We start from the raw sequence: 22,722 nt of genomic DNA, 5'->3' as shown, positions 1-22,722 counted from the left end.
CGATGCCGAACCCCGAGGACAACGCACCGAAGGACAACGTGCCCGAGGATGCAGAGCCCCAGGTCGAGGGCGACGCCACCAACGCGCAGGAGCCCGAGGACCTCATCGAGGCGGAGGGGCCGGACGTGGAAGTCCCCACGGACGGCCCCGCCGCCGGCGGGCCGCAGAGCGACCTCTCCCCGGAGGACCAGGCGCTGCTCGACGACGCCGCCCGAGGCATCGCCGAGGACAAGCTGAGCGCCGAGGACCGCGACCTGGTCGCCGAGATGCGGGCGGACATGCTCCGTGCGCAGGCCGAGCTGGTGAACTTCCGGAAGCGCGTCGAGCGTGACCGTGAGGCGAACCGCGAGGTCGCCATCGCCGAGGTCGTCCGGGCGCTCCTGCCGGCGCTCGACGACCTCACCCGCGCCGAGGCCCACGGCGACCTCGCCGAGGGGCCCATGCAGGTCATCGGTCAGAAGATCCGCGGCGGCTTCGAGAAGTTCAAGCTCGTGCAGATCGGTGAGAAGGGTGAGGCCTTCGACCCGAACATCCACGAGGCGATCGTGCAGCTCCCGACGCCGGGTGCGACCGCGCAGACCGTGGCGGACGTCGTCGAGCCGGGCTACAAGCTCGGCGAGCGGGTCCTCCGTGCGGCCAAGGTCGCGGTCGCGGTCCCGGCCTGAGCGCGGGAGGAGGTAGGTACGGATGGCCAGTCAGGATTGGTTCGACAAGGACTTCTACAAGGTCCTCGGCGTCGACAAGACGGCGAGCGACGCTGAGCTGAAGAAGACCTACCGGAAGCTCGCGCGGCAGTACCACCCGGACTCCAACCCGGGTGACGCCGCCGCCGAGGCCCGCTTCAAGGAGATCAGCGAGGCCTACTCGGTGCTCTCCGACAAGGAGCAGCGCGCCGAGTACGACCAGGTCCGCGCCATGGGCTCGGGCGCCCGCTTCACGGCGGGCGGCCCGGGTGCCCAGGGCGGCTTCGAGGACGTCTTCGGCGGCATGTTCGGCGGCGGTGGAGGCGGTCAGCGCGTCCGCTTCGGGCAGCCGGGCAACGGTCGCGGAGGCGCCAGCGGCTTCGAGGACATCCTCGGCGGCATGTTCGGCGGCGGCGGCTTCGGTCAGTCGAACGGCGGCTACCGCGGCTTCGGTGGACCATCGAAGGGTCAGGACGTCACGGCGTCCACGACGCTCGACTTCGCGACCGCGATCGCCGGCGACACCGTCAAGCTCTCGCAGGGCAACGGTCGTCCGGTGAACGTCCGGATCCCGGCCGGGGTCGCGGACGGGCAGAAGATCCGTCTCCGCGGGCGCGGGCAGCCGTCCCCCGACGGCGGTGAGGCCGGCGACCTCGTGGTCACGGTCTCGGTCCGGAAGCACCCGGTCTTCGAGCGCGACGGGCTCAACCTCCGCGTGGACGTCCCCGTGACGTTCGTCGAGGCGGCGCTCGGCGCGACGATCCAGGTCCCGACGCTCGGCGGCGAGCCCGTCAAGCTGCGGGTCGCCCCCGGCACCCCGTCGGGTCGCGTCCTGCGGGTCAAGGGTCGCGGCGTCGCCAGCAACAAGGGCACGGGCGACCTGCTCGCCACCGTGCAGGTCGCGGTGCCCTCCCACCTGTCGGACAAGCAGCGCGAGGCCGTCGAGGCCCTGGCAGCTGCGCTGCCCGACGAGGACCCCCGCGAGGACCTCCTCGCCAAGGCGCGCGGCTAGCGTCATGAACCGGTCGGGAGGCTCGGTGCGGCTCCGTCACGGAGCCGCACCGAGCCTCCACACTGTTGTGCACCACGAGGAGAACGAGAGGGGCGGTCGATGACCGACATGGACGAGAACTCGCCCGTCTTCGCCATCGCGATGGCGGCCGAGCTCGCGGAGATGCACCCGCAGACGCTCCGGCAGTACGACCGGCTCGGCCTCGTCGTGCCCGGCCGCACCCGCGGTGGTTCGCGGCGGTACTCGATGCGCGACATCGCCCAGCTGCGGGAGATCGCGCGGCTCGGCTCCGAGGGCGTCTCGCTCGAGGGCATCCGTCGGGTGCTCGAACTCGAGAACGAGAACCGGGCGCTGCGCTCGCGGGTGTCGGAACTCGAGACGGCCCTCGCCGATCAGCTCATCAACCGGCCGGGCGCGCGTGTGTTCGCGGCCTCGGCGACCGGCGGTGCGGTGCCGTTGCGCGCCGGGATGCGCCCGCAGCGGAACACGCAGATCGTCCTCTGGCGTCCTCCGCACTAGGGCGCACTGGGTAGGGTGGCGCCGTGCCACCGGACCTCGCCGACCTCTTCCGCCGTCGCGACGACGACGCGCCGGACCTGATCACGATCGACGGCACCGACCGCTTCATCCTCGACGAGGCGCCGCACGTCCACGGCGATGCGCTCCGGCAGCCGGGTGAGGTCGCGGTCGTCGACGACCGGAACGGTGTGCTCACGCTCGGGGTCATCTCGGTGCACGGCGCGTCGGACGTCCGGGTCGTGCAGGACTCCCTCGTCGGGGTCCGCGCGCTCGAGGCCAACGCCGGCGTCTTCGGGCGGCGGGGCTTCCACCATCCGGACTCCCTCGAACGGGCGTTCACCGACGCACGGCTCGTGCTGCTGCGCCTCTCGAAGTCGAACGACCGGCTCGACGAGATCGCCCGCGCGGTCGCCCGGTACGCCGCACCCGACGTGGTGCTGCTCTGCGGCGGGGTGTCGAAGCACATGAACCTCGGGCAGAACGACGTCCTCCGTCGGTACTTCGGCGAGGTGACGGCCTCGCGGGGGCGAGGCAAGTCGCGGCTGCTCGTCGCGCAGGACCCTCTTCGTGCCTCGGCCGTCCGCGCGGACACGTCGAACCCGTGGCCGCGCTCGGTCCACAACGACGAACTCGGGTTGACGCTCGTCGCGCACGGCGGGGTCTTCGCGGGAACGTCGCTCGATCAAGGCACGCGCGTGCTCCTCGACGTGGTGCGCGACGCCGTCCCGACCGCGCGGACCGCTGTCGACCTCGGCTGCGGGAACGGCGTCATCGCGGTGTCGCTCGCGCGGCAGCGGCCCGGCATCAAGCTCATCGCGACGGACGTGTCGCAGACCGCGGTGGCGTCGACGAAGGCGACCGCGGCGGCGAACGGTGTGGCGGACCGCGTGCAGGTCGTGCGGACGGACGCGGGCGACGAGCTCCAGGACGGCTGCGCCCAGCTCGTGCTGTGCAACCCGCCGTTCCACGCGGACACCACGGTGACCACCGACGCCGCCGAGGCGATGTTCCGGAACGCGGCCACGATCCTCCAGTCCGGCGGGGAACTGTGGTGCGTCTGGAACTCGCACCTGCGTTACCGGCCGGTGTTGGAGCGTGTCGTCGGCGCGACGCGCCAGGTGGTCCGGACCGACAAGTTCACCGTCACCGCCTCGCGGGCGAAATGACGAAGGGGCGGTCTCCCGACCGCCCCTCTGTCATTCCGGACCTGGCGTCGTCCCGGATCAGGCCGGGACGTAGTCGAACGTGTCCGGGTCCGGGCCGGTGCGGTGGCCCTTGTCGAGCGACGTGATCGCGGTCATGTCCTCGTCGGAGAGCTCGAAGTCGAAGATCGCGAAGTTCTCCTCGACCCGGGTGCGGGTGACCGACTTCGGGAACACGATGTCGCCGCGCTGGATGTGCCAGCGGAGGACGACCTGCGCCGGGGTCTTGCCGGTGTTGCCGGCGATGCGGGTGATGGTCTCGTCGTCGAGGACGAGTCCCTGCGCGATGGGGGACCACGCCTCGGTCGCGATGCCGTGCTCGCGGTCGTACGCGCGCAGCTCGTCCTGCGTGAGGTACGGGTGCACCTCGATCTGGTTCACCGCCGGGGTGATGGTCGTCTCGGCCGCGAGGCGGTTGAGGTGGTGCGCCTGGAAGTTGCTGACGCCGATCGAGCGGGCGGTCCCGGCGCGGTAGAGCTCCTCCATGGCCTTCCACGTCGGGACGAAGTCCGAGACGGTGGGCAGCGACGGTGTGGTCGACGTTCGAGACGACCTGGCGCTTGGCGGTCTCGCCGACCAGGACCTCGCCGTCCTTCGTGAAGGCGACGATCGACGGCGTGGTGCGGAGGCCCCCGGCGTTCGCGATGACCGTGGGCTCGCCGCCCTCGAGCACGCTGACGACCGAGCTGGTGGTTCCGAGGTCGATGCCTACTGCACGTCCCATGTGTTGACGCTCAGTGACTGAAAGCTGCGTCCGAGTGGCTCAATTCGCAGCTATCGCGGCGGTTTGTATTTCAGATGCCAATGGGATATATTTAACGAGATGCGGGGTTCTCCCGCCAAGCTGAAGACCGCGAGCCGCGGGCGACCCGATCGCCCCGTACAACCCACGCGGCCCCGATCCCCTTGAAAGGGACCCCTCCATGTCACGCAACAAGAAGCTCGCGAAGGGCCTGGGCGCTGGAGCGCTCGCCATCGCGACCCTGACCTCCGGCCTGTCCTTCGGTGCCGCTTCGGCGTCCGCTGCCCCTGCAGCCGACTCGAGGCCCTCGGCACGGGCGATCGACACCGAGTTCGACTCGGCGCCCGCCCCGCTTGTGGGGAAGCTGCCGGACGGACGATTCTGGTCCAACAGCGGCATTACCTCGGGCAGCCGGCTCTTCTCGACCTTCGAGGAAGCGAAGAGTCACAGCGCGCAGTGGATCTACAACTCGCTCAATAAGACACTGCGCGACGCCCGCTCGGGGAGCTGCATCGTCGAGGGCAACAATCTGCTCACCGTGAGCGTTCCCTCCTACTGCACCAACCCATCGGCCAGCACGACGTTCTCGTTCGAGGACGGGCATCTCCACGTCGCAAGTCAACCAGGACGCGAGATCACGAACTGGAGAGCGTCATCCGTCGGGTATCCTGAGTTCACCAACTCCGGAACGACCCCCTGGGAGATCGTCGCCGCCCCCGGGCTCTCGGCGCAGATCGAGTCGCGTGACGTCGATGGTCGTACCGCGGTCCTCGTTGGTCGCGCACAGGCCGGATCCTTCGTCACGATCTCCTGGGGCGCCGACGAGACCGTCGAGGTCCAGGTCGGTGAGGACGGCGAGTGGACGTACGAGCTCGAGCGCCTCAAGCTCGGCAAGAACCCCGTGCACCTCGAGCAGTACGTCGACCAGAAGAAGACCGGCGAGTTCGACCTCGACGTCGAGCTGAAGATCGCCGATCTGACCGTCGAGCACGAGTTCGGTGCGGACCGCGACGACCTCGTCACGCTCTCAGGCACGGCGCAGCCCGGTGCCATCGTGCAGGCGCTGGATGAGAACGGGAACATGATCGTCGCTTCGGACGAGGTGCCGAACTCGGGTGACTGGGCGGTTGAACTCCCGGCTCCGAACAAGGCCGGCGCCTACGACTTCGATGTGGTCCAGTCCTACGGCGGTGAGCAGACCGGCAAGACCGCGGTCTCGATCGACTACGGCAAGCAGCTCGTCGTGACCCGCCCTGAAGACGGGTTCGCGCACACGGGCGGCAAGCTCAAGATGAGCGGTACCGGTGAGCCCGGCTCGCGAGTCGAGGTGCACGAAGGATCGAAGCTGGTCGGGAGCGCGAACGTGTTCCAGAGCTCGCAGTGGAACCTCACCACGACCGAGGACCTCAACGCTTCGGAGCACACACTGACGGTCACGCAGAAGTCCAAGGGCGGCAACGTCCAGACCGATACGGTCGTACTGAACGAGGGTGAGACCGCGGTGCCGGCTCCGGCCGCGGAGGTCGTGTTCGATGCGGACGTGACGCAGAAGGCGAAGATCGTCGGCACGGCCCGGGACGGCGCGACGGTCACGATCCGTGACAGCAGCAACGCCGTGATCGGCGCCCCGCAGGTCGTCAACGGAGCGTTCGAGCTGGCACTGACCGGCGCGTTCGGGTTGCAGGACTACACGATCACGCAGTCGATCGACGGCGAGACCTCGCCGGAGACGCCCGTCACGGCGGACTTCGGTCAGGCCGTCGAGGTCACCGCGACCAACACCAACGGCACCGTCACCGTCACCGGCACCTCGTCGCGGGGCGCGAAGATCACCCTGACCTCGGGCGGCCGCGAGTTCGGTTCGTTCGACGTCACGAACACCGACGGCACCTTCAGCCGCACCCTGACCGGCCTCGGGCAGGGCAACATCGTGATCACCGCAACCGCGAAGAGCAAGGGCGCGCTGTCCTCGACCGACACCGCGAGCCTGTCCCTCCCGGTCACGGCCGCGTCGGTGACGTTCACCTCGCACCCGGACCGCACCTTCACCCCCGGCGCGCAGGTCTTCGCCGGCAAGGCCACCCCGGGCACCACGATCACCCTCAACCCGTTCGGCTGGGAAGCCGGCTACGCGTCCGCGAACCTGACCACCACGGTGAACCAGTTCGGTGAGTGGGAGATCAGCCGCGGCCTGGGCAACACCACCTACGCGATGTTCTCCATCAAGCAGACCGCGCAGCAGGGCGTCACGAACGAGCTCAACAAGCTCAACATGCGCCCCTTCGCCGAGGTCGGCGAGCCCGCGGACCTGACGATGAACTTCACCGCCGGTGACTTCTTCACCCCGGGCATGCAGACCTTCACCGGCCGGGCCACCCCGGGCGCGCAGGTCACCCTGAACCCGTTCGGGTTCACCAACCCCGCCTACGCCGGCTACAACATCACCGTCGTGGCCGACAGCACCGGTCAGTGGAGCATCCCCCGCACCCTGGGCAACACCACCTACCGTGAACTCGCCGTCAAGCAGGACAGCCCCGACGCGTCGAAGGTCAACCTCATCGAGAACATCTTCCTCGCCCCCACCGGCTGGCTCGGCGACCCCGCTGACCTGACCGACACCACCACGTCGTTCACCCACACCCCCGGTCAGGCGTTCACCTTCACCGGCACCGCCCGCCCCGGCACGACCGTGACGCTCTACCCGTTCGGCACCGACTACCCGGACTACGCCCTGACCACCACCGTCAAGGCCACCGGCACCTGGTCCATCACCCGCCAGCTCGGAAACCAGGTCTTCCCCGTCGTCATCACCCAGGACAACGCCGACGGCCAGACCGACCGCATCGAACACACGATGACCCCCACCACCAACTAACACCCACCACCCGCCCGGGCGGGGCCACACCCACCCCGCCCGGACGCCTGGACACACAACGATCAGAGGACCCGATCATGAACACCCGATCCATCGCCGCCGTCGTTCTCGCGACGTCTGCCGCACTCCTGCTGGCAGGGTGCACCGCGGACTCCGACAACTCGCCCTCCCCGAAGCCGACCGCCTCCGAGAAGGCGGCGCCGAGCGACGAGTACACGCCGGCCGCCTACCAGAACGCCTGCGACGGGACGCAGGCGGTCCTGGACCACGAGGGCGGGGAACACTCCCTCGAAGACGGGTGCGAGTCGGTCTCCGTGGTCGGGTCCGGGAGCAAGTACACGATCGGCGCGACGAACACCCTGACCGTCGAGGGGGACAACCTCGACATCAGAGTCGAGAAGGTCGACAAGATCCTGCTCCTCGGAGCCAACAACAAGGTGCACGTGACTGACGGCGAACCCGCCGTCGACGATCAGGGCAGTGGCAACACGATCGACTGATCGATCCGACCACCTGAGGCGCGAGCAAGGGCCACCCGTGAGGGTGGCCCTTTTCGTTGCGACCAGCCAGTTTGAAATATCACATGCTAGAATAGTTCAACCTTCTCGATTGGAGCATTCATGGAAATCCCGGACATCCTCCGCTCCCTCCGCCGTCGCTGGGCCGTCGTCATCGGCTTCCTCGCCGCCGGCCTCGCCGCGGCCGGGGGGTCGATCAGCCTCGCTACGCCCGAGTACGACGCGACGACCCGTCTCTACATCACCGTCGCATCAGCAGACAGCGGGTCGGCGACCGACCTCGTGCAGGGCGGCAACGCGGCCCAGCAGCGCGTGCACTCCTACGTCGACATCGTCTCCACGCCACGGGTACTCCAGCCGGCCATCGACGAGCTCGGACTCGACATGACTGCGGACGACCTCGCGCGCTCCGTACGCGCTTTCTCCCCGAACGAATCCGTCCTCCTGAACATCACGGTGCGCGACGATTCGCCCCGACGCGCCGCCGACACCGCGAACGCCATCGCCGCCAGCTTCACAAAACTCGTGACCGACGACCTCGAAGCACCGAAGACTGACGCACCCAGCCCCGTCTCGGTCCGAACCGTGCAGCCCGCACTCGAGCCGACGGAACCTGCCACGCCGCAGACCACCCGCTCTCTCCTGCTCGGCATCGGCGGCGGGCTGGCGACCGGCATCCTCGCCGCGCTGCTCCGGGACCTGACCGACACCAAGGTCCGCAACCGGACCTCAGTCGAGAACAGCACTGACCGCCCGCTCCTCGGCGTCATCCCGAAGAACCGGGAGATGAGCCGCGCGCCGGTGTACGTACAGGGGAACACGCGGAGCCAGTTCGCAGAGTCGTTCCGTGAGCTCCGGACAAGCCTGCGTTTCGTCGACACCGAACACGATCAACATGCGTTCGTCGTCACGTCAGCCCAAGCCAGCGAGGGCAAGACCACCACGACCCTGAACCTCGCTGCGGCACTCATGGAGGGCGGGTCGCGAGTCGTGGTCGTCGATTGCGACCTGCGGCGGCCCGCAGTGGGCTCACGTCTGGACATCGAGAACGGTGCAGGGCTCACCGATGTCCTCATCGGTCGCGCTGAACTCGAAGACGTCCTGCAGCCATGGGGTTCGAAGGGAAGCGTCCTCCCAGCGGGTCCGACTCCTCCGAACCCGGCCGATCTGCTCGCCTCAGAAGGCATGGCGGAGCTCCTCAAGGTGCTCGGGCAGGAGTACGACCACGTGCTCATCGACACACCCCCGCTGCTACCGGTGACAGACGCAGCCATCCTCGCCGCGGCGACGTCCGGCGCACTGCTCGTCACCGCGGCCGGCAAGTCCCGGACGACCGAGCTCCGCGAAGCGACGGAGATCCTCGACCGAGCGGGCGCCCGGACACTCGGCGTCGTCGTCGGCATGGTGCAACCGAAGCAGAACCGGTACGGGTACGGGTACGGCGACTCACCCGAGCTGTCCCAAGCCGATCTCTCGATGAACCGCGGATCACGAGTCGCGACGTAGGGCTTCCCGAGTTGAAATGTCAAATGCTAGAATAATGACAGCCGCGACAGGCGGCCCTTCTTCGAGACAGGACCCAACATGACCCTCAACACCGACTCGCTCATCGGCTCGCGCGTGCTCGTCACGGGCGGTACCGGCTCCTTCGGCAAGACCGTCACCAAGCGCCTGCTCGCTCGCGGCGTCGGAGAGGTCCGCATCCTGAGCCGGGACGAAGCCAAGCAGGACCAGATGCGCCACGAGCTCTCGGACCCGCGCGCCCGCTTCTACCTCGGAGACGTCCGCGAGCCGGAGAGCGTGGGTCGCGCCATGCGCGGGGTCGACCACGTCTTCCACGCCGCCGCGCTCAAGCAGGTTCCGTCGTGCGAGTTCTTCCCGCTCGAAGCCGTCAGGACGAACGTCCTCGGCAGTCAGAACGTGGTCACCGAGGCCGTCGCTGCCAACGTCAAGTCCGTCGTCTGCCTCAGCACCGACAAGGCGGTCTACCCGGTCAACGCGATGGGCATCAGCAAGGCGATGATGGAGAAGGTCGCGCTGTCCTACGGCCTGAACAACCCTGACGCGTCGACCACGGTGTCGTGCGTGCGGTACGGCAACGTCATGTACTCGCGCGGATCGGTCATCCCGCTCTTCATCGAGCAGATCCGTCGCGGACAGCAGCTCACCATCACCAACCCTGAGATGACGCGCTTCATGATGTCGCTCGACGAGTCGGTCGACCTCGTCGAACACGCCTTCGTGCACGCCAACCAGGGCGACCTCTTCGTCAAGAAGGCCGCGTCCTGCACCATCGGCGCTCTCGCAGCTGCACTCGCAAACCTCTTCGGCCTCGAGGGAGAGCCCTTCCGCGTGATCGGCACGCGCCACGCCGAGAAGCTCTCCGAAGCCCTCGCGAGCCGCGAGGAGCTGTCGCGGGCTGAGGACATGGGCGGCTACTACCGGATCCCCGCCGACATCCGTGACCTCAACTACGCCGCCTACATGGAAGAGGGCGACCCGTCGCAGACCGATCGTGTCGCCTACGACTCGCACACGGCCGAGCGGCTCGACGTCGCCGGTGTCGAGGAGCTGCTCCTGAGCCTCCCGCAGGTGCGCGACCAGCTCGAGGAGGCCGGCCGGGTCGTCAGCAGGATCGCGGCGTGAGCGGCACCCGTGCCCGCCACAGCGGCCTCGTTGCCGTGAGCGGACGCGGCGGGCTCGTCGGCTGGCACCTCCGCGCGCTCCTGCACGCACTCGGACGTCCCTTCCAGGACGTCGATCTCCGATCATCGCTGCCGACACACGTCGGTCTCGCTGCAACGGCGGAGGCAATCCACGTATCGGGCATCACGCGCGGCCCTGACGCGGCGCTCCGCGAGGGCAACGTCGACCTGGCACAGCGCTTCGTCCGCACGCTCGACGATGCAGGCGCCCGCCCCCTTCGGGTCGTCCACGCGAACTCCGTGCAGGCATCCCAGCCGACGCCGTACGGCGAAGGCAAGGCAGGAGCCGCGCAGATCCTGGCTGAAGCTGCACAGCGATGGGGTGCCGAATTCGTCGACGTCATCATCGAGAACGTGTTCGGCGAGCACGGCGCGCCGGAGCACAACACGGTCACCTCGACGTTCTGCCACCGACTCGCTCGCGGACTCGAGATGCCCGTCGGCTCGGATGCGGAGCGCGTGTTCGTCCATGCGCAAGACGTCGCCGAGGCCCTGGCCGGCGTGATCGACGCAAGAGAACTCGAGGCCCGCGGCACCCGTCTCTCGATCCCCGCACTCGCCGATCGGCTCACGAACCTCGCGTCGATCTACGACACCGGGGAGATCCCCGAGCTGCTCACCGCTTTCGATCGAGACCTCCTGAACACGTACCGTTCCTTCGCGTTCGACGTGCGTCCGGAGATGCCCCTGCGGTCTTCGCGCGACCTTCGAGGGGCTTTCACGGAACTCGTCCGAGTCCACGGCGGAACCGGGCAGACCGGGATATCGACCACCATCCCGGGCATCACACGGGGCAACCACTTCCACCGTCGCAAGCTCGAGCGCTTCGTGGTGATCAGCGGGCGTGCTCGCATCGTCACCCGTCGTGTGCTGAGTGAGGAGCGCCGCGTCTTCGATGTGTCCGGTGACGACCCCGTCGCGATCGACATGCCGACCCTGTGGAGCCACTCGATCACCAACATCGGCCACGAACCGCTCATCACGGCGTTCTGGACCGACGACCTCTTCGACCCAACCCGACCCGACACCTACCAGGACATCGCATGACCGACGTGACCACAGCCTCCAGGCAGAGCACCGACCGCCCGACCAAGGTGATGACGATCGTCGGGACCCGCCCCGAGATCATCAGGCTCTCGGCTGTGATCAAGCTGCTCGACCGCACCTGCGAGCACGTGCTCGTCCACACCGGTCAGAACCACGACCACCAGCTGAGCGATGTCTTCTTCGATGACCTCGGTCTTCGCTCGCCCGATCACTACCTGGACGTGGACACCTCGTCGCTCGGAGCCGTGCTCGGGAGCATCCTCGTGCGCGTTGAGCAGGTACTCCGTGCCGAGCGGCCTGACGCCGTGCTCATCCTCGGCGACACGAACAGTGCCGTCGCCGCACTGATCGCGAAGCGGATGCGCATCCCGGTCTTCCACATGGAGGCGGGGAACCGCTCCTTCGATGAGAACGTCCCTGAGGAGACCAATCGTCGGATGGTCGACCACATCGCCGACTACAACCTCGTCTACACCGAACACGCACGCCGGAACCTGCTCGCCGAGGGCATCCACCCGTCGCGCATCGTCCTGACCGGATCGCCGATGCGGGAGGTCCTCGCCGAGCACCAGGATGCGATCGCCTCGAACGACATCCTGACCCGCACGGGGCTCGCCCCCGAAGGCTACGTGCTGGTGAGTGCTCATCGGGAGGAGAACGTCGACGATCCGGAGCGCCTCACTGCCCTGCTCGACGCCGTGCAGGCCGTCGGGGATGAATACGACGTGCCGGTCCTCGTGTCGACGCACCCGCGTACCCGACGATGGATCAGTGACGACGAGGCGGACCGCCGCCCCTGCCTGCGCTTCCACGAGCCCTTCGGCTTCCACGACTACAACGCCCTGCAGCGGTCTGCGTTCGTGGTCCTCTCGGACTCCGGCACGATCAGTGAGGAATCCGTGGTGCTCGGGTTCCCCGCGGTGACCCTGCGCGACCGCATCGAGCGGCCCGAGGCGCTGGACACCGGCGACATGATCACGGCGGGTGTCAAGCGGACCGCCGTGCTCGAGGCGACTCGCCTCGTCCGCGCTCTGCGAGGCGCGGCACCGGTCACCGGTCCGGCGGAGTACGCGATCACCGACACCGCGCGACGGGTCGTCGCGTTCATCCTCGGCACGGCGCACGCGCACCACGAGACGCTCGGTCTGCGACGGAAGTCGTGACGGGCGCGGCTTCGCTCGGGGTGCGGCTCGCGCTGCGGTTCCCGACCAGCTCGGCCGTCGCCGCCCCGTACGCATTCCTCTTCTTGCCACTCGCGATCTTGAACGACAACCCGGAGCTCGACTTCCTCGTACAGACCGGCGCGCTCGCCGTCGGCTCCGCGTTCGTCGTGGAGCTCGCCGTCGCGCTCGTCCTCATCGCCGGGCGGAGCTCGGGCCGCATCGTCACCGACACCGGTCCCAGCATTCCTCCGTGGCACGGGGGCCGAGTCGCCGTGGTCGCGAGGATCGTGACGGTCGTGTCCGTCCTCGCCAACCTGTCGTCTCTGAGACTCGGCGGTGGGACGCTCTCATCGCAGGTGGCTGGCGCAGGGCCGACCGCCGTCCTCTCGCTCCTGTCTCCGTTCGTGTCATGGGCATGGGTCTCGGTCGCGCTGATCATCTCGGCGCACAGTCTGGGCGGCCTCAGCCGCTGGGCGGCGCTCCGGTGGATGACCTTGCTCGTCGCGACCCAGGCGCTCGCGGCGTACCTCTCGAACTTGACCGCACGTCCAACGGCGTTCCTGGTACTGCTCCTCACCTTGCTCTTCCTCACACGTCTCGTACCGTGGACGTGGATCGCGGCGAGCGTGGCGGTCCTCGCGGTCATCTGGCCAACCGTGTTCGCGATCCGGAACGAGCAGCGAGTGGCCAACGGTGTGGATGTCGACGACTCCGTCTCGGCGTTCGACCGGGTCCGCTTCGACGAGTTGATCGTGCGTGCCCAGCAGTACGGCCCGGGCCACGATCTCGGACAGCCCGGGCTGTGGGACGTGCTCCGCTACGGACTCGTCCCTCGTTTCCTCGACCCGGACCGGCCCTCGGTTTCTTCGGGCTTCCTGGTCAACGTGTTCATGGGCGGATCCTCGTTCTCGGCCGACCACTTCCTCCCGGTGGCGACCGCGTGGTTCTTCTGGGGCGGCCTCGCCACAGCCCTGATCTACGCCGGCTACGCGGTGATCGTGCTGGGCCTCCGGCCGTGGCACCGGCTCGTCGACCGTCCCTTCGCGATCGTGACCTTCGCGATCGTGCTCGGTGGCCCGCTGGGGTGGTTCGTCACGACGCCCGATGCACCCATCAACGCTCTGCAGACACTGGTCTCCGTGACGCCGGTGTTCCTAGCCCTGCGGCTCTGGGCCCGGCGACCCTCGAGCATCGAGCCGGCCGCGCCGCCGGAGCGATCGCACGACACCCGGGAATCGCTGTGCGTGTGAGGTCCGTGGCCGCGCGGGTCCTCCGGAGCCGCGCGGCTGGTTCGCTGCTCATCACCTGTCTCACCAGCGCCTCGGGGCTCGTGATCGCCGTAGCCGTCGCACGGAGCTCGACGGTGGCGGACACAGGACGGTTCGGCATCGCGGCATCGGTGCTGCTCCTCCTCGGGGCGGTTGCACGCTCCGGCGGTGTCGATCCGCTCGTCGTGCTCGCACGTCGACCCGAGGACATCCGGAGCCTCGGTCGAGCATCCTGCATCGCACTCGTCGGTGCTGCGATCATCGCGATCGCTGCAACGGCGCTCGCTCTCCCGTGGCTCGGAGTAGTCGCAGTCGCCGCTCACGGGGCCGTCCTCCGTGAATGTGTACGTGCTGCCCAGATCGCGCGAGGCCGGGTGCGTCTCGTAGCCCTCATCGAACTCGGAACCACCGTCGGCGCGGGAATCGCAGCGACTGGCGCGCTGTGCGGCGCCTGGGACGCCTTCACCGCATTCACCGTGTGGGCCGTGGTGGGCTCGACACTCGGGTACGCCTCAGCGGTCGTCCACCGTTCTGACGTCGCTCCCGTCTGGAAGCGCTCGCCGATGAACGCCTGGCGAAGCGCGTCCTTCATGGGTGACACTCTCATCGGCAGCGGGACGGTCCAGGCCTCGACGTGGATCGCCACGGCCGTCGGGGGTCTCCCGATCGCGGCCGGTACCCGTGGCGCCGGCACCCTGGCCGGACCGGTGACGGTCGTCCTCACCGCGATCCGATCCGTCCTGCTCCCACGCGCTGTCGCTCACTCGTCGGCGCCCGACGGACTCCGACGGCTCGTGCGGGACACGCTCGGCATGACCGCCCTCGCCGCACCGTTCCTCGTCCTGCTGGCGCTGTTCCCGGACCGCGTCGGAGAGTCGCTGCTCGGTGAGACCTGGAGCATCGTCCATCCGGTGATGCCGCTCGTGGCGTTTGAGCTCCTCCTGCAGGTCGCCGCGGCTCCCGCGGAGGCACTCCACCGCGTCTCCGCGTCCGATCGGAGGATCCTGGCCATCCGAGCGACACTCGCTGCCGTCCGGGTCGCGAGCGTGGCACTCGTGGCTCCGTTCGGGCTCGGCGCCGTCCTGGGAGCCGCGCTCGGAACCACCGCCACCGGCGCGGTCGTGCAGTGGTGCAGCGTCGCCGCCCTGTACCGGACCCGAGGACACCTTCCCCAGCGCACCTCACCCGAACACGACAGGATCAACGCATGAAGACCATCGCCCTGATCGTCCCGGAGTACCGGACCTCGCAGGCGCTCGGGGGCGGTCTGGCCGCGTTGGCAGACTTCGTCGAGCACGCACTCGAGGATCCCACCACGCCACCGGACGAGCGACTGGCGGTGCGGTTCGTCGTCCCACGGATGTACCACGGCGCACCGGAGCACTGGTCCGTCGGACGGCCGACGTCCTGGCGCCGCGGCCCGATCGCGACCCGACGCCCCGGGCGCCGCGAGATCTGGGACGTGGGCACGTGGTTCCCGGAGATCGAGCAGAACCGGTACCGCCCGCGAAGGGCGCTGACAGCACTCGTCGAGGACTGCGACGCGGCGGTCGTGATCGCGGGGACGCCCGCCCTTGGCTGTGTCATGGCCGGGACTGCCGTCCCGTGGGCGCTCGAAGTCGCGTCGCTCGTCGAAGAAGAGCGAGCGGCCCGGCTCTCGAGCACTCGAGGAGTGCGCGGCGCCCTGCTCCGGATGGCGACAGCGAGCACGCGACGGGCGGACCGATCGGCCCTCCAGCTGCCCGACGAGATCGTCACCATCAACGACACCCTCGCCGAGCGGCTCCGCGGGCTGACGGATCGACCGGTCCGGCTCCTCCCCCCGGGGGTCGACACCGAGTCGTTCCGACCTGCCCCGATCCGCGCCGCTGACGGGCCCATCGTCATGGTGAGCCGGCTCAACGACACGCGGAAGGACATCCCGACGCTCCTGCGCGCCTACGACCACGCGCGGCGACACCATGGAGTGCAGAATCGACTCGTCCTCGCGGGGAGGCACCGACCCGGGGAAGCCGAGCTGCGGCTCATCGACGAGCTCGGACTGGCCAGGGACGTCGACATCGTCTCCTCCCCGACGGACGACGAGCTCGCCGAGATCCTGCGAGGCGCTTCTTGCTTCGCGCTCGCATCACGAGAGGAAGGGCTCGGTGTCGTCTTCCTCGAGGCCATGGCCTCGGGTCTCCCGATCGTGACGACCGCGACCAGGGGCGCCTGCTTCGCCGTGCCGTCAGGAGTCGGTGACGTCCTTCCTTTCGGCCAGACCGTGGTCGCGGACTTCGCCGCCGCTATCGGACGGATGACGGCGGACCGCGATCGCGCAGACCGCATGGGAGCCTCGGCGCGACACCATGCGCTGAAGGAGTTCGACCGGAAGGTGGCCGCCGCACGATGGCGATCACTCGCGTGGGAACTCCTGGAACGGGAGACGCAGCGATGACGACCACAGTGCTGGTGATGGCGCCGTACTTCGTCCCCGCTGTGGATGGCGGAGGTCCGATCCGGACGCTCGACGCGCTCACGCTCGCGGCCCCTTCCCGCTTCGAAGTCGAAGTACTGACCCGGGACCGCGACCTCGGAGGCAGCGAACGGCTCTCCGTGCCGGTGACCGCCCGGGCCGGACGCCGGATCGTGCACTACATCGACACGCGCGGGTTCGTCGGTGTCGTTCGGCTCGCTCGGGCGCTGAGCGCGCGACGACCCGACCTCGCCTACTTGAACAGCGTCTTCGACGCCCGGTTCTCGATCCTGCCGCTGACCCTCCGTCGCGCAGGTCTGTCGCGCGCAGGCACGGTCGTCATCGCGCCCCGCGGCGAGTTCGATCCGGGTGCCCTGGCCATCCGTCCCGGCAAGAAACTCCGGTACCTCCGCGCTGCGCGCACGCTCGGGTTCTTCCGTGGGACCATCTGGCACGCCTCAACCGATGCGGAGGCCCTGCACATCCGTTCGGTCGTCGGTGCCCAGGCGCGGATCGTCGTCCGGGAGAACGAGACCCGTCTCCCGGACAAGGCAAGCCGCAGTCTCCCACCTGACGTCGACGAACTCAGGCTGGTCGCCCTTGGGCGGATCGCGCCGAAGAAGCGCGTCCACCTCGTCCTCGAGGCGCTGGTGTCCCTCGCCCCGGCGTCGCGGATCTCGCTGACGGTGATCGGACCGGTCGACGACGCTGCCTATTCGAGGCGATGCCGTGCGCTGATCAGCCAGCTGAACGAGAACGTCACGGTCGACTGGATGGGGTCCGTGCCGCACGAGCGAGTGATCGAGCTCCTGTCGGATGCGCACGCGATGGTCTCGGCGACTGCTGGGGAGAACTTCGGGCACACCGTCGCGGAATCACTCGCGGCTGGGCGCCCCGTCCTCCTCTCGGACACGACACCGTGGTCCGACAGGGTCTCCGCCGGGGGAGGCACGGTCGTGCACGACGACACCGTTGCGGCCTGGCGCCGTGCGCTCGCCACCTGGGCGGGGATGCCCGTGGCTGAGCGCTCCGAACGTGCGCGTCGAGCTGCTGAGACCTACGACTCGTGGCGCAGTGCAGAAGCAGCGCCACACGTGTTCGATCTGATCGCAGGTCTTCAGGAGAGCAGGTGCTGAACGACGAACGCCCCGGCACACGTCAGTGTCGGGGCGTTCGTCGTGCACAGGGTCGTTCAGGGCGCTCCGACCGCAGCGGGGGTCCGGACCGCGACCGTCGTCTCGGGGGAGCCCTGGAAGAGCGCCATCGTTGCGTGCCCGGGAGCGGAAACCCCCTGCCGACCGAGTACGGTCCCCACGGTCGCGACGAGGATCGAGCAGTCGACGGCGAGCGAGCGACGGACCACGTACTCGACGTCGTGCTCGAGGCGCACGTCCCACGCGATGGCATTGCGGCTGCGGACCTGTGCCAGACCGGTGATGCCCGGACGGACTTCGTGCCGGCGCGCTTGGTGGGGCGAGTAGAGGTCGAGGTAGGACATGAGGTGCGGGCGGGGTCCGATGATGCTCATCTCGCCGCGGAGGACGTTGACGAGCTGTGGCAGTTCGTCGATGCTGGTCGCGCGGAGGATCCTGCCGAGGCGCGTGATGCGCAAGTGATCAGCGTCGGCACCGAGCCGTTCGAGGGCAGCATCCGGGCGCATCGTGCGGAACTTCAGGATCTCGAAGCCGATCCCGCCCAGGCCGGGCCGGGTCTGCCGGTAGATCGCGGGGCCGCCGCCGCTCACTCGAAGTGCGCATGTCACAGCGAGCAGCAACGGACCCAGCACGATGAGGAGCACGATGGCAGCGGTGATGTCGCACCAGCGCTTCACGGTGTCGTACCGCCGGCGACCGAGGTGGTCGTCCGGGTGGGGAGTGTGCGTTTCGAGGATCATGCGGGTGCTCCTTCCGGGGCGGACGAGGTTGTTGGTGCGGGGGGAACGGGCAGCGCAGCAGCAGTCAGGGCGTCTTCCACGTGGTCCACTCCGCGGACGAGCGAGAATGCGCGCGAGGCGTACGCTCGCCCCGCGGCACTGAACCACTGCCGCTGTGCGGGGCTCGCGGCGTGCGCCGCACGGAACATCGCTTCGAGCGCGTCGACGTCGCCCGGGGGCGCGACGTACCCCGCGCGGGCGTCACACAGCATCGCTGCCGCGTCCCCGTCGAGTGCGCCGAGCACCGGGACGCCGTTCGCGAGCAGGTCCTGCAGCTTGGACGGGATCGTGACTGCGGTCATGGGGTCTGCCCGCAGGGACACGATCGCGAAGTCGGTCGCCGCGTGCAGTTCGGTCATCCGCTCGCGTGGGACCGGCGGTGCGAAGTCCATCGTGTGGACCCCGAGTCGAGCGGCGAGGTCCTCCAGCCCCGCGCGGTGAACCCCATCGCCGACGATCGTGAAACGCAGCTCCGCGAGGTCCTGACAGCGGGCCGCCGCGCGGACGACGGTTTCCAGGCCTTGAGCAGGACCGATCGAACCCGCGTAGACGACCCGGGTCCCCTCCCGCGATGACCGTGCACAGGCCACCGGCGCCGCCGTCACCCAGTTGGAGCACGACGTCGTCCGCGCCGGATCAGCGCCGCGTTCCTCCAGGAGGCGAGCTGCGCCTGGTCCGATCGCGATGACCCGAGCGGCCCGGCTGTGCACGCGTCGCAGCCACCTGAGGATGACACGCCGGGCTGCGACGCTCGCGACGCCGGACGGGAGCATCCCCGCGCCGAGCACGGACTCCGGCCAGATGTCCTGCACGTGCAGGACGTAGGGCGTTCCGAACAACGCACGCCACACCATGGGCGCGATCGCCGCGGTGGGCTGGGCACCGTAGACGTAGACGACGTCTGCTCGGCGGGCAGCGCGAGAAGCCGTCAGCGAGCTGACCGCGAAGCTCAGGTAGGAGAGGATCCGGCGTGATGCGCGCAGCGAGTGGTCGACCACGGTCGGTACACGCCGAACCGTCACCGCTCCGTCGATCTCGACGTGACCGAACCGCTGCGCCCATCCAGGGAAGAGCCGGCCGAACGGGTGGTTCGGGAACGTGGTCAGGACCTCGACGTCGTGTCCACGATCCGAGAGCTCGACTGCGAGCGAACGTGCTGTCGCCCCGTGTGCCTCGGGCGGGTAGTACTGCGAGACGACCAAGATCCGAAGGCGCTCATCCGGTCGAAGTGTCATACCGAAATATTAACATACCAAAGGTGATCACATCGGCGGAGTACGAAGTGTGGACAATGAGGAGACGGAGCGCACCCTCCGTGAAAGTGGGAGTGTGCACCTCCGTTCCTCTCGCTCCCGAGCTCTGGATGGTTTCCGGGCCGTTCTGGCTCTCGCGGTGGCTGGTTACCACCTCGGGGTCCCGGGCGCCCAAGCGGGGATCCTCGCCGTACCCGCTTTCTTCGCCCTGTCCGGACTGCTGATCACCGGCGCCCTCCGTGCACGACTCGACACCCTCGGCCGTGCAGGGCTCAGTGTGTTCTTCCTGGACCGTGCGCTCCGCATCATCCCTCCGGGCACCATGGTCGTTGCGATCGTCGGCTTCATCTGGCCGTTGCTCGAGAAGGACGATGAGACGAGCACGTTCGCTCGGATCGCCGGTGCAGCACTCACCGGGACGACCAACATCTTCCGGACCCACACCGAGTTCCGGGCCGGGCCCCTCGAGCCGCTGTGGAGCGTCGCCGCGGAGGGGCAGTTCTACCTGGTGTGGCCGTTCGTCGTCGTGGCCGTGGCGACTTCTGCTCGCGGCGACCGTCTCCTGCGCTGGGCGATGCCGGTCGTCATCATCGGACTCGTGGTCTCCTCGGCCAGCGCTGGGGTGCACGGTTCCCCGGAGAGCGCTCCGCCGGTGTACTACTCCGTCACGCTCAGCTTCGCGTGTGCTCTCCTCGGTGCCTTCGGCGCGCTGATCGTCCACGGGACGGGCCGTCTCGCGGTCTCCGAGCGGATCGGCGGCATCCTGACCTGGATCGGGGCCGGGTGCACGCTCGCGCTCGCGCTCGCGGTCCCTGCCGATTGGAAGAGCGAACCGTGGGTCTCGCTCATCGTGATCCCGTCGACGGCGGCTTCGGTGACGATCCTCGCACTCGGACTCGGTGCCGCGCAGACGCTCGTGGCTCGAGCCCTCGCGATGACGCCCGTCGCGTGGTTCGGGAAGAACGCCTCGTACTCGCTCTACCTCTGGCACCTTCCGGTCTACGCGCTGCTGCTGCCGTCCGTCGAGGGCCCGTTCGGGCGTGCGGTGGTGGGTGCAACCGCGATCGGTGTCGCTCTGGTCTCAGCAGTCGTCATCGAGCAGCCGGTGGGCAGGCTGCGCAGGAGGCTCGCAGCACGGCGGCCGGGTCGTGCTGCCCCGAAGCCGTCACCGTGCCGGCCACAGTAGGGTCGAGGCGTGCGATGGAGTCGAGTGGGTTGGCCCGGGGTCGGGTACGTCTCCCTCGAGGACGTCGAGGGCTACCCCGAGCACCTCGCCCGGCTCCTGACCGACGCTCCGCCGACCGTGGCCGCCCTCGCGTCGGTCACGTGGAACGAGGCACGCGTCGAGCGATGGGACGTCGTCGCCCCGGCGGACGGCGGCAGCGCCTCGGTCAGCGCGGCCGTGGTGGTCCGGAACGACGAGGTGCTCGACACCCCGGACGGCCTCTGGAAGCGCTGGAACCACGCCCGCGTCACGCTGCGCTTCGACCGCGCTGTGCTCGAACCGCGCGACACTGAGACCCTCGACCTCCTGGCCGGGGACGTCCACGTCACGCGCGGGGAGCTCGCGCACGTCGACGCCGACGTCTGGGAGCTCCGACTCCTGCTCTCCCCCACCGGTGAGCTCGCCGTGCACTTCCGTGACGTCGCGATCGAGGTCCGGTCCGTGCACGAGGACGACTGGGCCAAGCTTGAGCAGCGCCGGCAGCACGGTTGGCACGGCCCGGTGCCGGACGGCTGGGTCGAGTGGGCGACGCCGGCGGTGCGAGCGGCGGCACACGGCGACGTCGGCGGACTGTCGCTCGCGCTCGACGGCATCGGTGGCGAAACGGTCGGCATCGACGAGGTCGACCCCCGCTGGGGCTTCGCTCCGCTGCACGCTGCCGCCTGGTTCGACCGGCGCGGTACGACGGAGGCGCTGCTGGAACGGGGCGCGGACGTGACGGTGCTCGACGCCGAGGGGCGCAGTGCTCTGGATCTCGCCCGCGAGCGCGGCTCGCGGAAGGCGGAGGAGGTCCTGCTCGCCTGGTTCGACGACCAGACCGCGGGGCTGCACTTCACCGCGGAGGACCCCACCTCCGACGAATCGGCGGACTGAACCAGCCGGGAGGCGCGACCTGCGTCTCCACGCAGGTCGCGCCTCCCGGCTGGTGTCGTCTCAGACGGTGAGCGCGTTCGCCTGCGCGACCCGCCCGTACCAGCGCGCCGAGTCCTTCGGCGTCCGCTCGAACGTCTCCGGGTCCCACGCGACGAGCCCGAAGGTCGGGCGGTAGCCCGACGCCCACTCGTAGTTGTCGAGCAGGGACCAGTGCTGGTAGCCGAGGACCTCGATGCCGTCCTCGATGCAGCGGTGGATGCCCTCGAGGGCGCCCTGCGTGTACGCGACCCGGCGGGAGTCGTCCGCGGTGGCGATGCCGTTCTCGGTGATCATGAGCGGCACGTGACCGGAGAGCTCCCACGCCGAGCGGAGGCCGTCCGCGGAGGCCTCGGGGTAGAACTCCCAGCCGGTCAGGGTCGTCTCGACGTCGTCCGCGACGGGCAACGGACCGTCCGGGCCGATGAAGGTGCGGGTGTACGCCTGCACGCCGAGGAAGTCGTCACCGGCGGCCTGCTCGAGGTACCAGTCGTCGCGCGGGTACCCGTACTCGCGGAGCATCTCGTCCGAACCGGGTTCGCCGTTCGACCGGAAGGCCTGCGTCGCGATGGTCCAGCCGGACTGCAGCCCGGACACCTGTGACAGGACCTCGCGGGATCGCTGGTGCGACGCGAGCAGGGCGTCGGCGACGCCGAGGTCCGGGTTCGGGAGGCCGTACGCGACGAGGTTCGACGCGTCCTCTCCCCCGGCGAGCATCGCGGCGATGTTCGGCTCGTTGATCGTGCAGACGTAGCGGACGCCGTCCTGGACCACGGGCAGCGCGGCCTCGGTGTAGCGGGCGAACAGGTCGGCCGCGTCGGGTGCGCGCCAGAAGCCGTCGCGCTCGAACCAGCGCGGGACGGTGAAGTGCATGAGCGTGACGATGGGTTCGATGCCGAACTCGTGGCAGGTCTCGACCATGCGGCGGTAGTGGTCGATCTCCGCACGGGAGACGAAGCCGCGCTCCGGCTCGATGCGCGCCCACTCGATGCTGAACCGGTAGGAGTTCAGGCCGAGGTCGGCGGCGATCCGGATGTCCTCGCGGTAGCGGTGGTAGCTGTCCGCCGCGTCGCCGGAGGGCTCGACGATGGTGGTGTCGGGTTCGTGCTCGTGGACCCACCAGTTGCTGTTGACGTTGTTGCCCTCGATCTGGTGGGCGGCGGTGGCGGCACCCCAGAGGAAGCCGTCGGGGAACTGCAGCGTGGTGATGATG

The 22,722-nt window shown here is 69.1% G+C and carries 20 protein-coding genes and 1 pseudogene; 16 read left to right on the top strand and 5 right to left on the bottom strand.

Features of this window, described 5'->3' with window-relative positions; translation table 11 throughout:
• Positions 1-2 precede the first annotated feature (2 nt).
• From ACRQ4C_RS02960 to ACRQ4C_RS02945, 4 genes are all read left to right on the top strand, one after another.
• Positions 3-665 carry a nucleotide exchange factor GrpE gene (locus ACRQ4C_RS02960; protein WP_439690069.1) on the top strand — a complete coding sequence of 221 codons (663 nt, stop codon included), beginning with the start codon at positions 3-5 and terminating at the stop codon, positions 663-665.
• Positions 666-687: 22 nt separating this feature from the next.
• Positions 688-1,695: a DnaJ C-terminal domain-containing protein gene (locus ACRQ4C_RS02955; protein ID WP_439690068.1), complete on the top strand. Its 1,008-nt coding sequence runs from the start codon at positions 688-690 to the stop codon at positions 1,693-1,695.
• 108 nt (positions 1,696-1,803) lie between these two features.
• Complete coding sequence (locus ACRQ4C_RS02950) at positions 1,804-2,214, top strand: heat shock protein transcriptional repressor HspR (protein ID WP_290134151.1); 411 nt, start codon at positions 1,804-1,806, stop codon at positions 2,212-2,214.
• A 23-nt stretch (positions 2,215-2,237) separates the two neighbouring features.
• Positions 2,238-3,380 carry a class I SAM-dependent methyltransferase gene (locus ACRQ4C_RS02945; RefSeq protein WP_439690067.1) on the top strand — a complete coding sequence of 381 codons (1,143 nt, stop codon included), beginning with the start codon at positions 2,238-2,240 and terminating at the stop codon, positions 3,378-3,380.
• Between the two features lie 57 nt (positions 3,381-3,437).
• Here the strand turns inward: ACRQ4C_RS02945 and ACRQ4C_RS02940 are convergent, their stop codons facing one another.
• Both ACRQ4C_RS02940 and ACRQ4C_RS02935 read right to left on the bottom strand, forming a co-directional pair.
• Complete coding sequence (locus ACRQ4C_RS02940; protein WP_439690066.1) at positions 3,438-3,902, bottom strand: aldo/keto reductase; 465 nt, start codon at positions 3,900-3,902, stop codon at positions 3,438-3,440.
• A gap of 34 nt (positions 3,903-3,936) precedes the next feature.
• Positions 3,937-4,140: pseudogene (locus ACRQ4C_RS02935) on the bottom strand (Hsp70 family protein); the annotation flags it as partial.
• 199 nt (positions 4,141-4,339) lie between these two features.
• On the opposite strand from ACRQ4C_RS02935, the gene ACRQ4C_RS02930 reads away from it, so the two are divergent.
• The 10 genes from ACRQ4C_RS02930 (at position 4,340) to ACRQ4C_RS02885 (ending at position 17,325) form a co-directional block, all read left to right on the top strand.
• Positions 4,340-7,033, top strand: a complete 2,694-nt coding sequence (locus tag ACRQ4C_RS02930; RefSeq protein ID WP_439690065.1) for a hypothetical protein — start codon at positions 4,340-4,342, stop codon at positions 7,031-7,033.
• A gap of 77 nt (positions 7,034-7,110) precedes the next feature.
• A complete protein-coding gene (locus ACRQ4C_RS02925; protein ID WP_439690064.1) occupies positions 7,111-7,533 on the top strand; it encodes a DUF3060 domain-containing protein in 423 nt (140 codons plus the stop codon).
• Between the two features lie 120 nt (positions 7,534-7,653).
• On the top strand, positions 7,654-9,057 hold the full coding sequence (locus tag ACRQ4C_RS02920; protein ID WP_439690063.1) for a polysaccharide biosynthesis tyrosine autokinase: 1,404 nt from the start codon (positions 7,654-7,656) through the stop codon (positions 9,055-9,057).
• 78 nt (positions 9,058-9,135) lie between these two features.
• Positions 9,136-10,197 (top strand): polysaccharide biosynthesis protein, encoded by a 1,062-nt coding sequence (locus ACRQ4C_RS02915; protein ID WP_439690062.1) that lies wholly within the window; start codon positions 9,136-9,138, stop codon positions 10,195-10,197.
• Positions 10,194-11,303 carry a polysaccharide biosynthesis C-terminal domain-containing protein gene (locus ACRQ4C_RS02910; protein WP_439690061.1) on the top strand — a complete coding sequence of 370 codons (1,110 nt, stop codon included), beginning with the start codon at positions 10,194-10,196 and terminating at the stop codon, positions 11,301-11,303. Before ACRQ4C_RS02915 ends, ACRQ4C_RS02910 begins: the two co-directional genes overlap by 4 nt.
• Entirely contained in the window at positions 11,300-12,466 is a 1,167-nt protein-coding gene (gene wecB / locus ACRQ4C_RS02905; RefSeq protein ID WP_439690060.1) for a non-hydrolyzing UDP-N-acetylglucosamine 2-epimerase, read from the top strand. Before ACRQ4C_RS02910 ends, wecB begins: the two co-directional genes overlap by 4 nt.
• Positions 12,463-13,716, top strand: coding sequence for a hypothetical protein (locus ACRQ4C_RS02900; RefSeq protein ID WP_439690059.1), 1,254 nt, complete (start codon positions 12,463-12,465; stop codon positions 13,714-13,716). The genes wecB and ACRQ4C_RS02900 overlap by 4 nt, the downstream gene beginning before the upstream one ends.
• Positions 13,717-13,829: 113 nt before the next feature.
• Positions 13,830-14,945 (top strand): hypothetical protein, encoded by a 1,116-nt coding sequence (locus ACRQ4C_RS02895; protein ID WP_439690058.1) that lies wholly within the window; start codon positions 13,830-13,832, stop codon positions 14,943-14,945.
• Complete coding sequence (locus ACRQ4C_RS02890; RefSeq protein ID WP_439690057.1) at positions 14,942-16,171, top strand: glycosyltransferase family 4 protein; 1,230 nt, start codon at positions 14,942-14,944, stop codon at positions 16,169-16,171. Before ACRQ4C_RS02895 ends, ACRQ4C_RS02890 begins: the two co-directional genes overlap by 4 nt.
• Entirely contained in the window at positions 16,168-17,325 is a 1,158-nt protein-coding gene (locus ACRQ4C_RS02885; RefSeq protein ID WP_439690056.1) for a glycosyltransferase family 4 protein, read from the top strand. Before ACRQ4C_RS02890 ends, ACRQ4C_RS02885 begins: the two co-directional genes overlap by 4 nt.
• 56 nt (positions 17,326-17,381) lie before the next feature.
• Here the strand turns inward: ACRQ4C_RS02885 and ACRQ4C_RS02880 are convergent, their stop codons facing one another.
• Entirely contained in the window at positions 17,382-18,083 is a 702-nt protein-coding gene (locus ACRQ4C_RS02880; protein ID WP_439690055.1) for a sugar transferase, read from the bottom strand.
• The gene (locus ACRQ4C_RS02875; protein WP_439690054.1) at positions 18,080-19,357 is read right to left on the bottom strand and encodes a glycosyltransferase family 4 protein; all 1,278 of its coding nucleotides are present in this window, start codon (positions 19,355-19,357) and stop codon (positions 18,080-18,082) included. The genes ACRQ4C_RS02880 and ACRQ4C_RS02875 overlap by 4 nt, the downstream gene beginning before the upstream one ends.
• Positions 19,358-19,406: 49 nt before the next feature.
• Between ACRQ4C_RS02875 and ACRQ4C_RS02870 the strand changes: the two genes are divergently transcribed.
• Positions 19,407-20,561, top strand: a complete 1,155-nt coding sequence (locus ACRQ4C_RS02870) for an acyltransferase family protein (protein WP_439690053.1) — start codon at positions 19,407-19,409, stop codon at positions 20,559-20,561.
• 9 nt (positions 20,562-20,570) lie between these two features.
• Complete coding sequence (locus ACRQ4C_RS02865) at positions 20,571-21,473, top strand: hypothetical protein (protein WP_439690052.1); 903 nt, start codon at positions 20,571-20,573, stop codon at positions 21,471-21,473.
• A 60-nt stretch (positions 21,474-21,533) separates the two neighbouring features.
• On the opposite strand, the gene ACRQ4C_RS02860 is transcribed toward ACRQ4C_RS02865, so the two are convergent.
• Entirely contained in the window at positions 21,534-22,721 is a 1,188-nt protein-coding gene (locus tag ACRQ4C_RS02860) for a glycoside hydrolase family 1 protein (protein WP_439690938.1), read from the bottom strand.
• Position 22,722: the final 1 nt, after the last annotated feature.

Source organism: Curtobacterium sp. SP.BCp, assembly GCF_051903255.1.
GTDB lineage: Bacteria > Actinomycetota > Actinomycetes > Actinomycetales > Microbacteriaceae > Curtobacterium.
The sequence above is the reverse complement of the archived record's forward strand: the minus strand, read 5'-3'. Positions and strand labels throughout refer to the sequence as shown.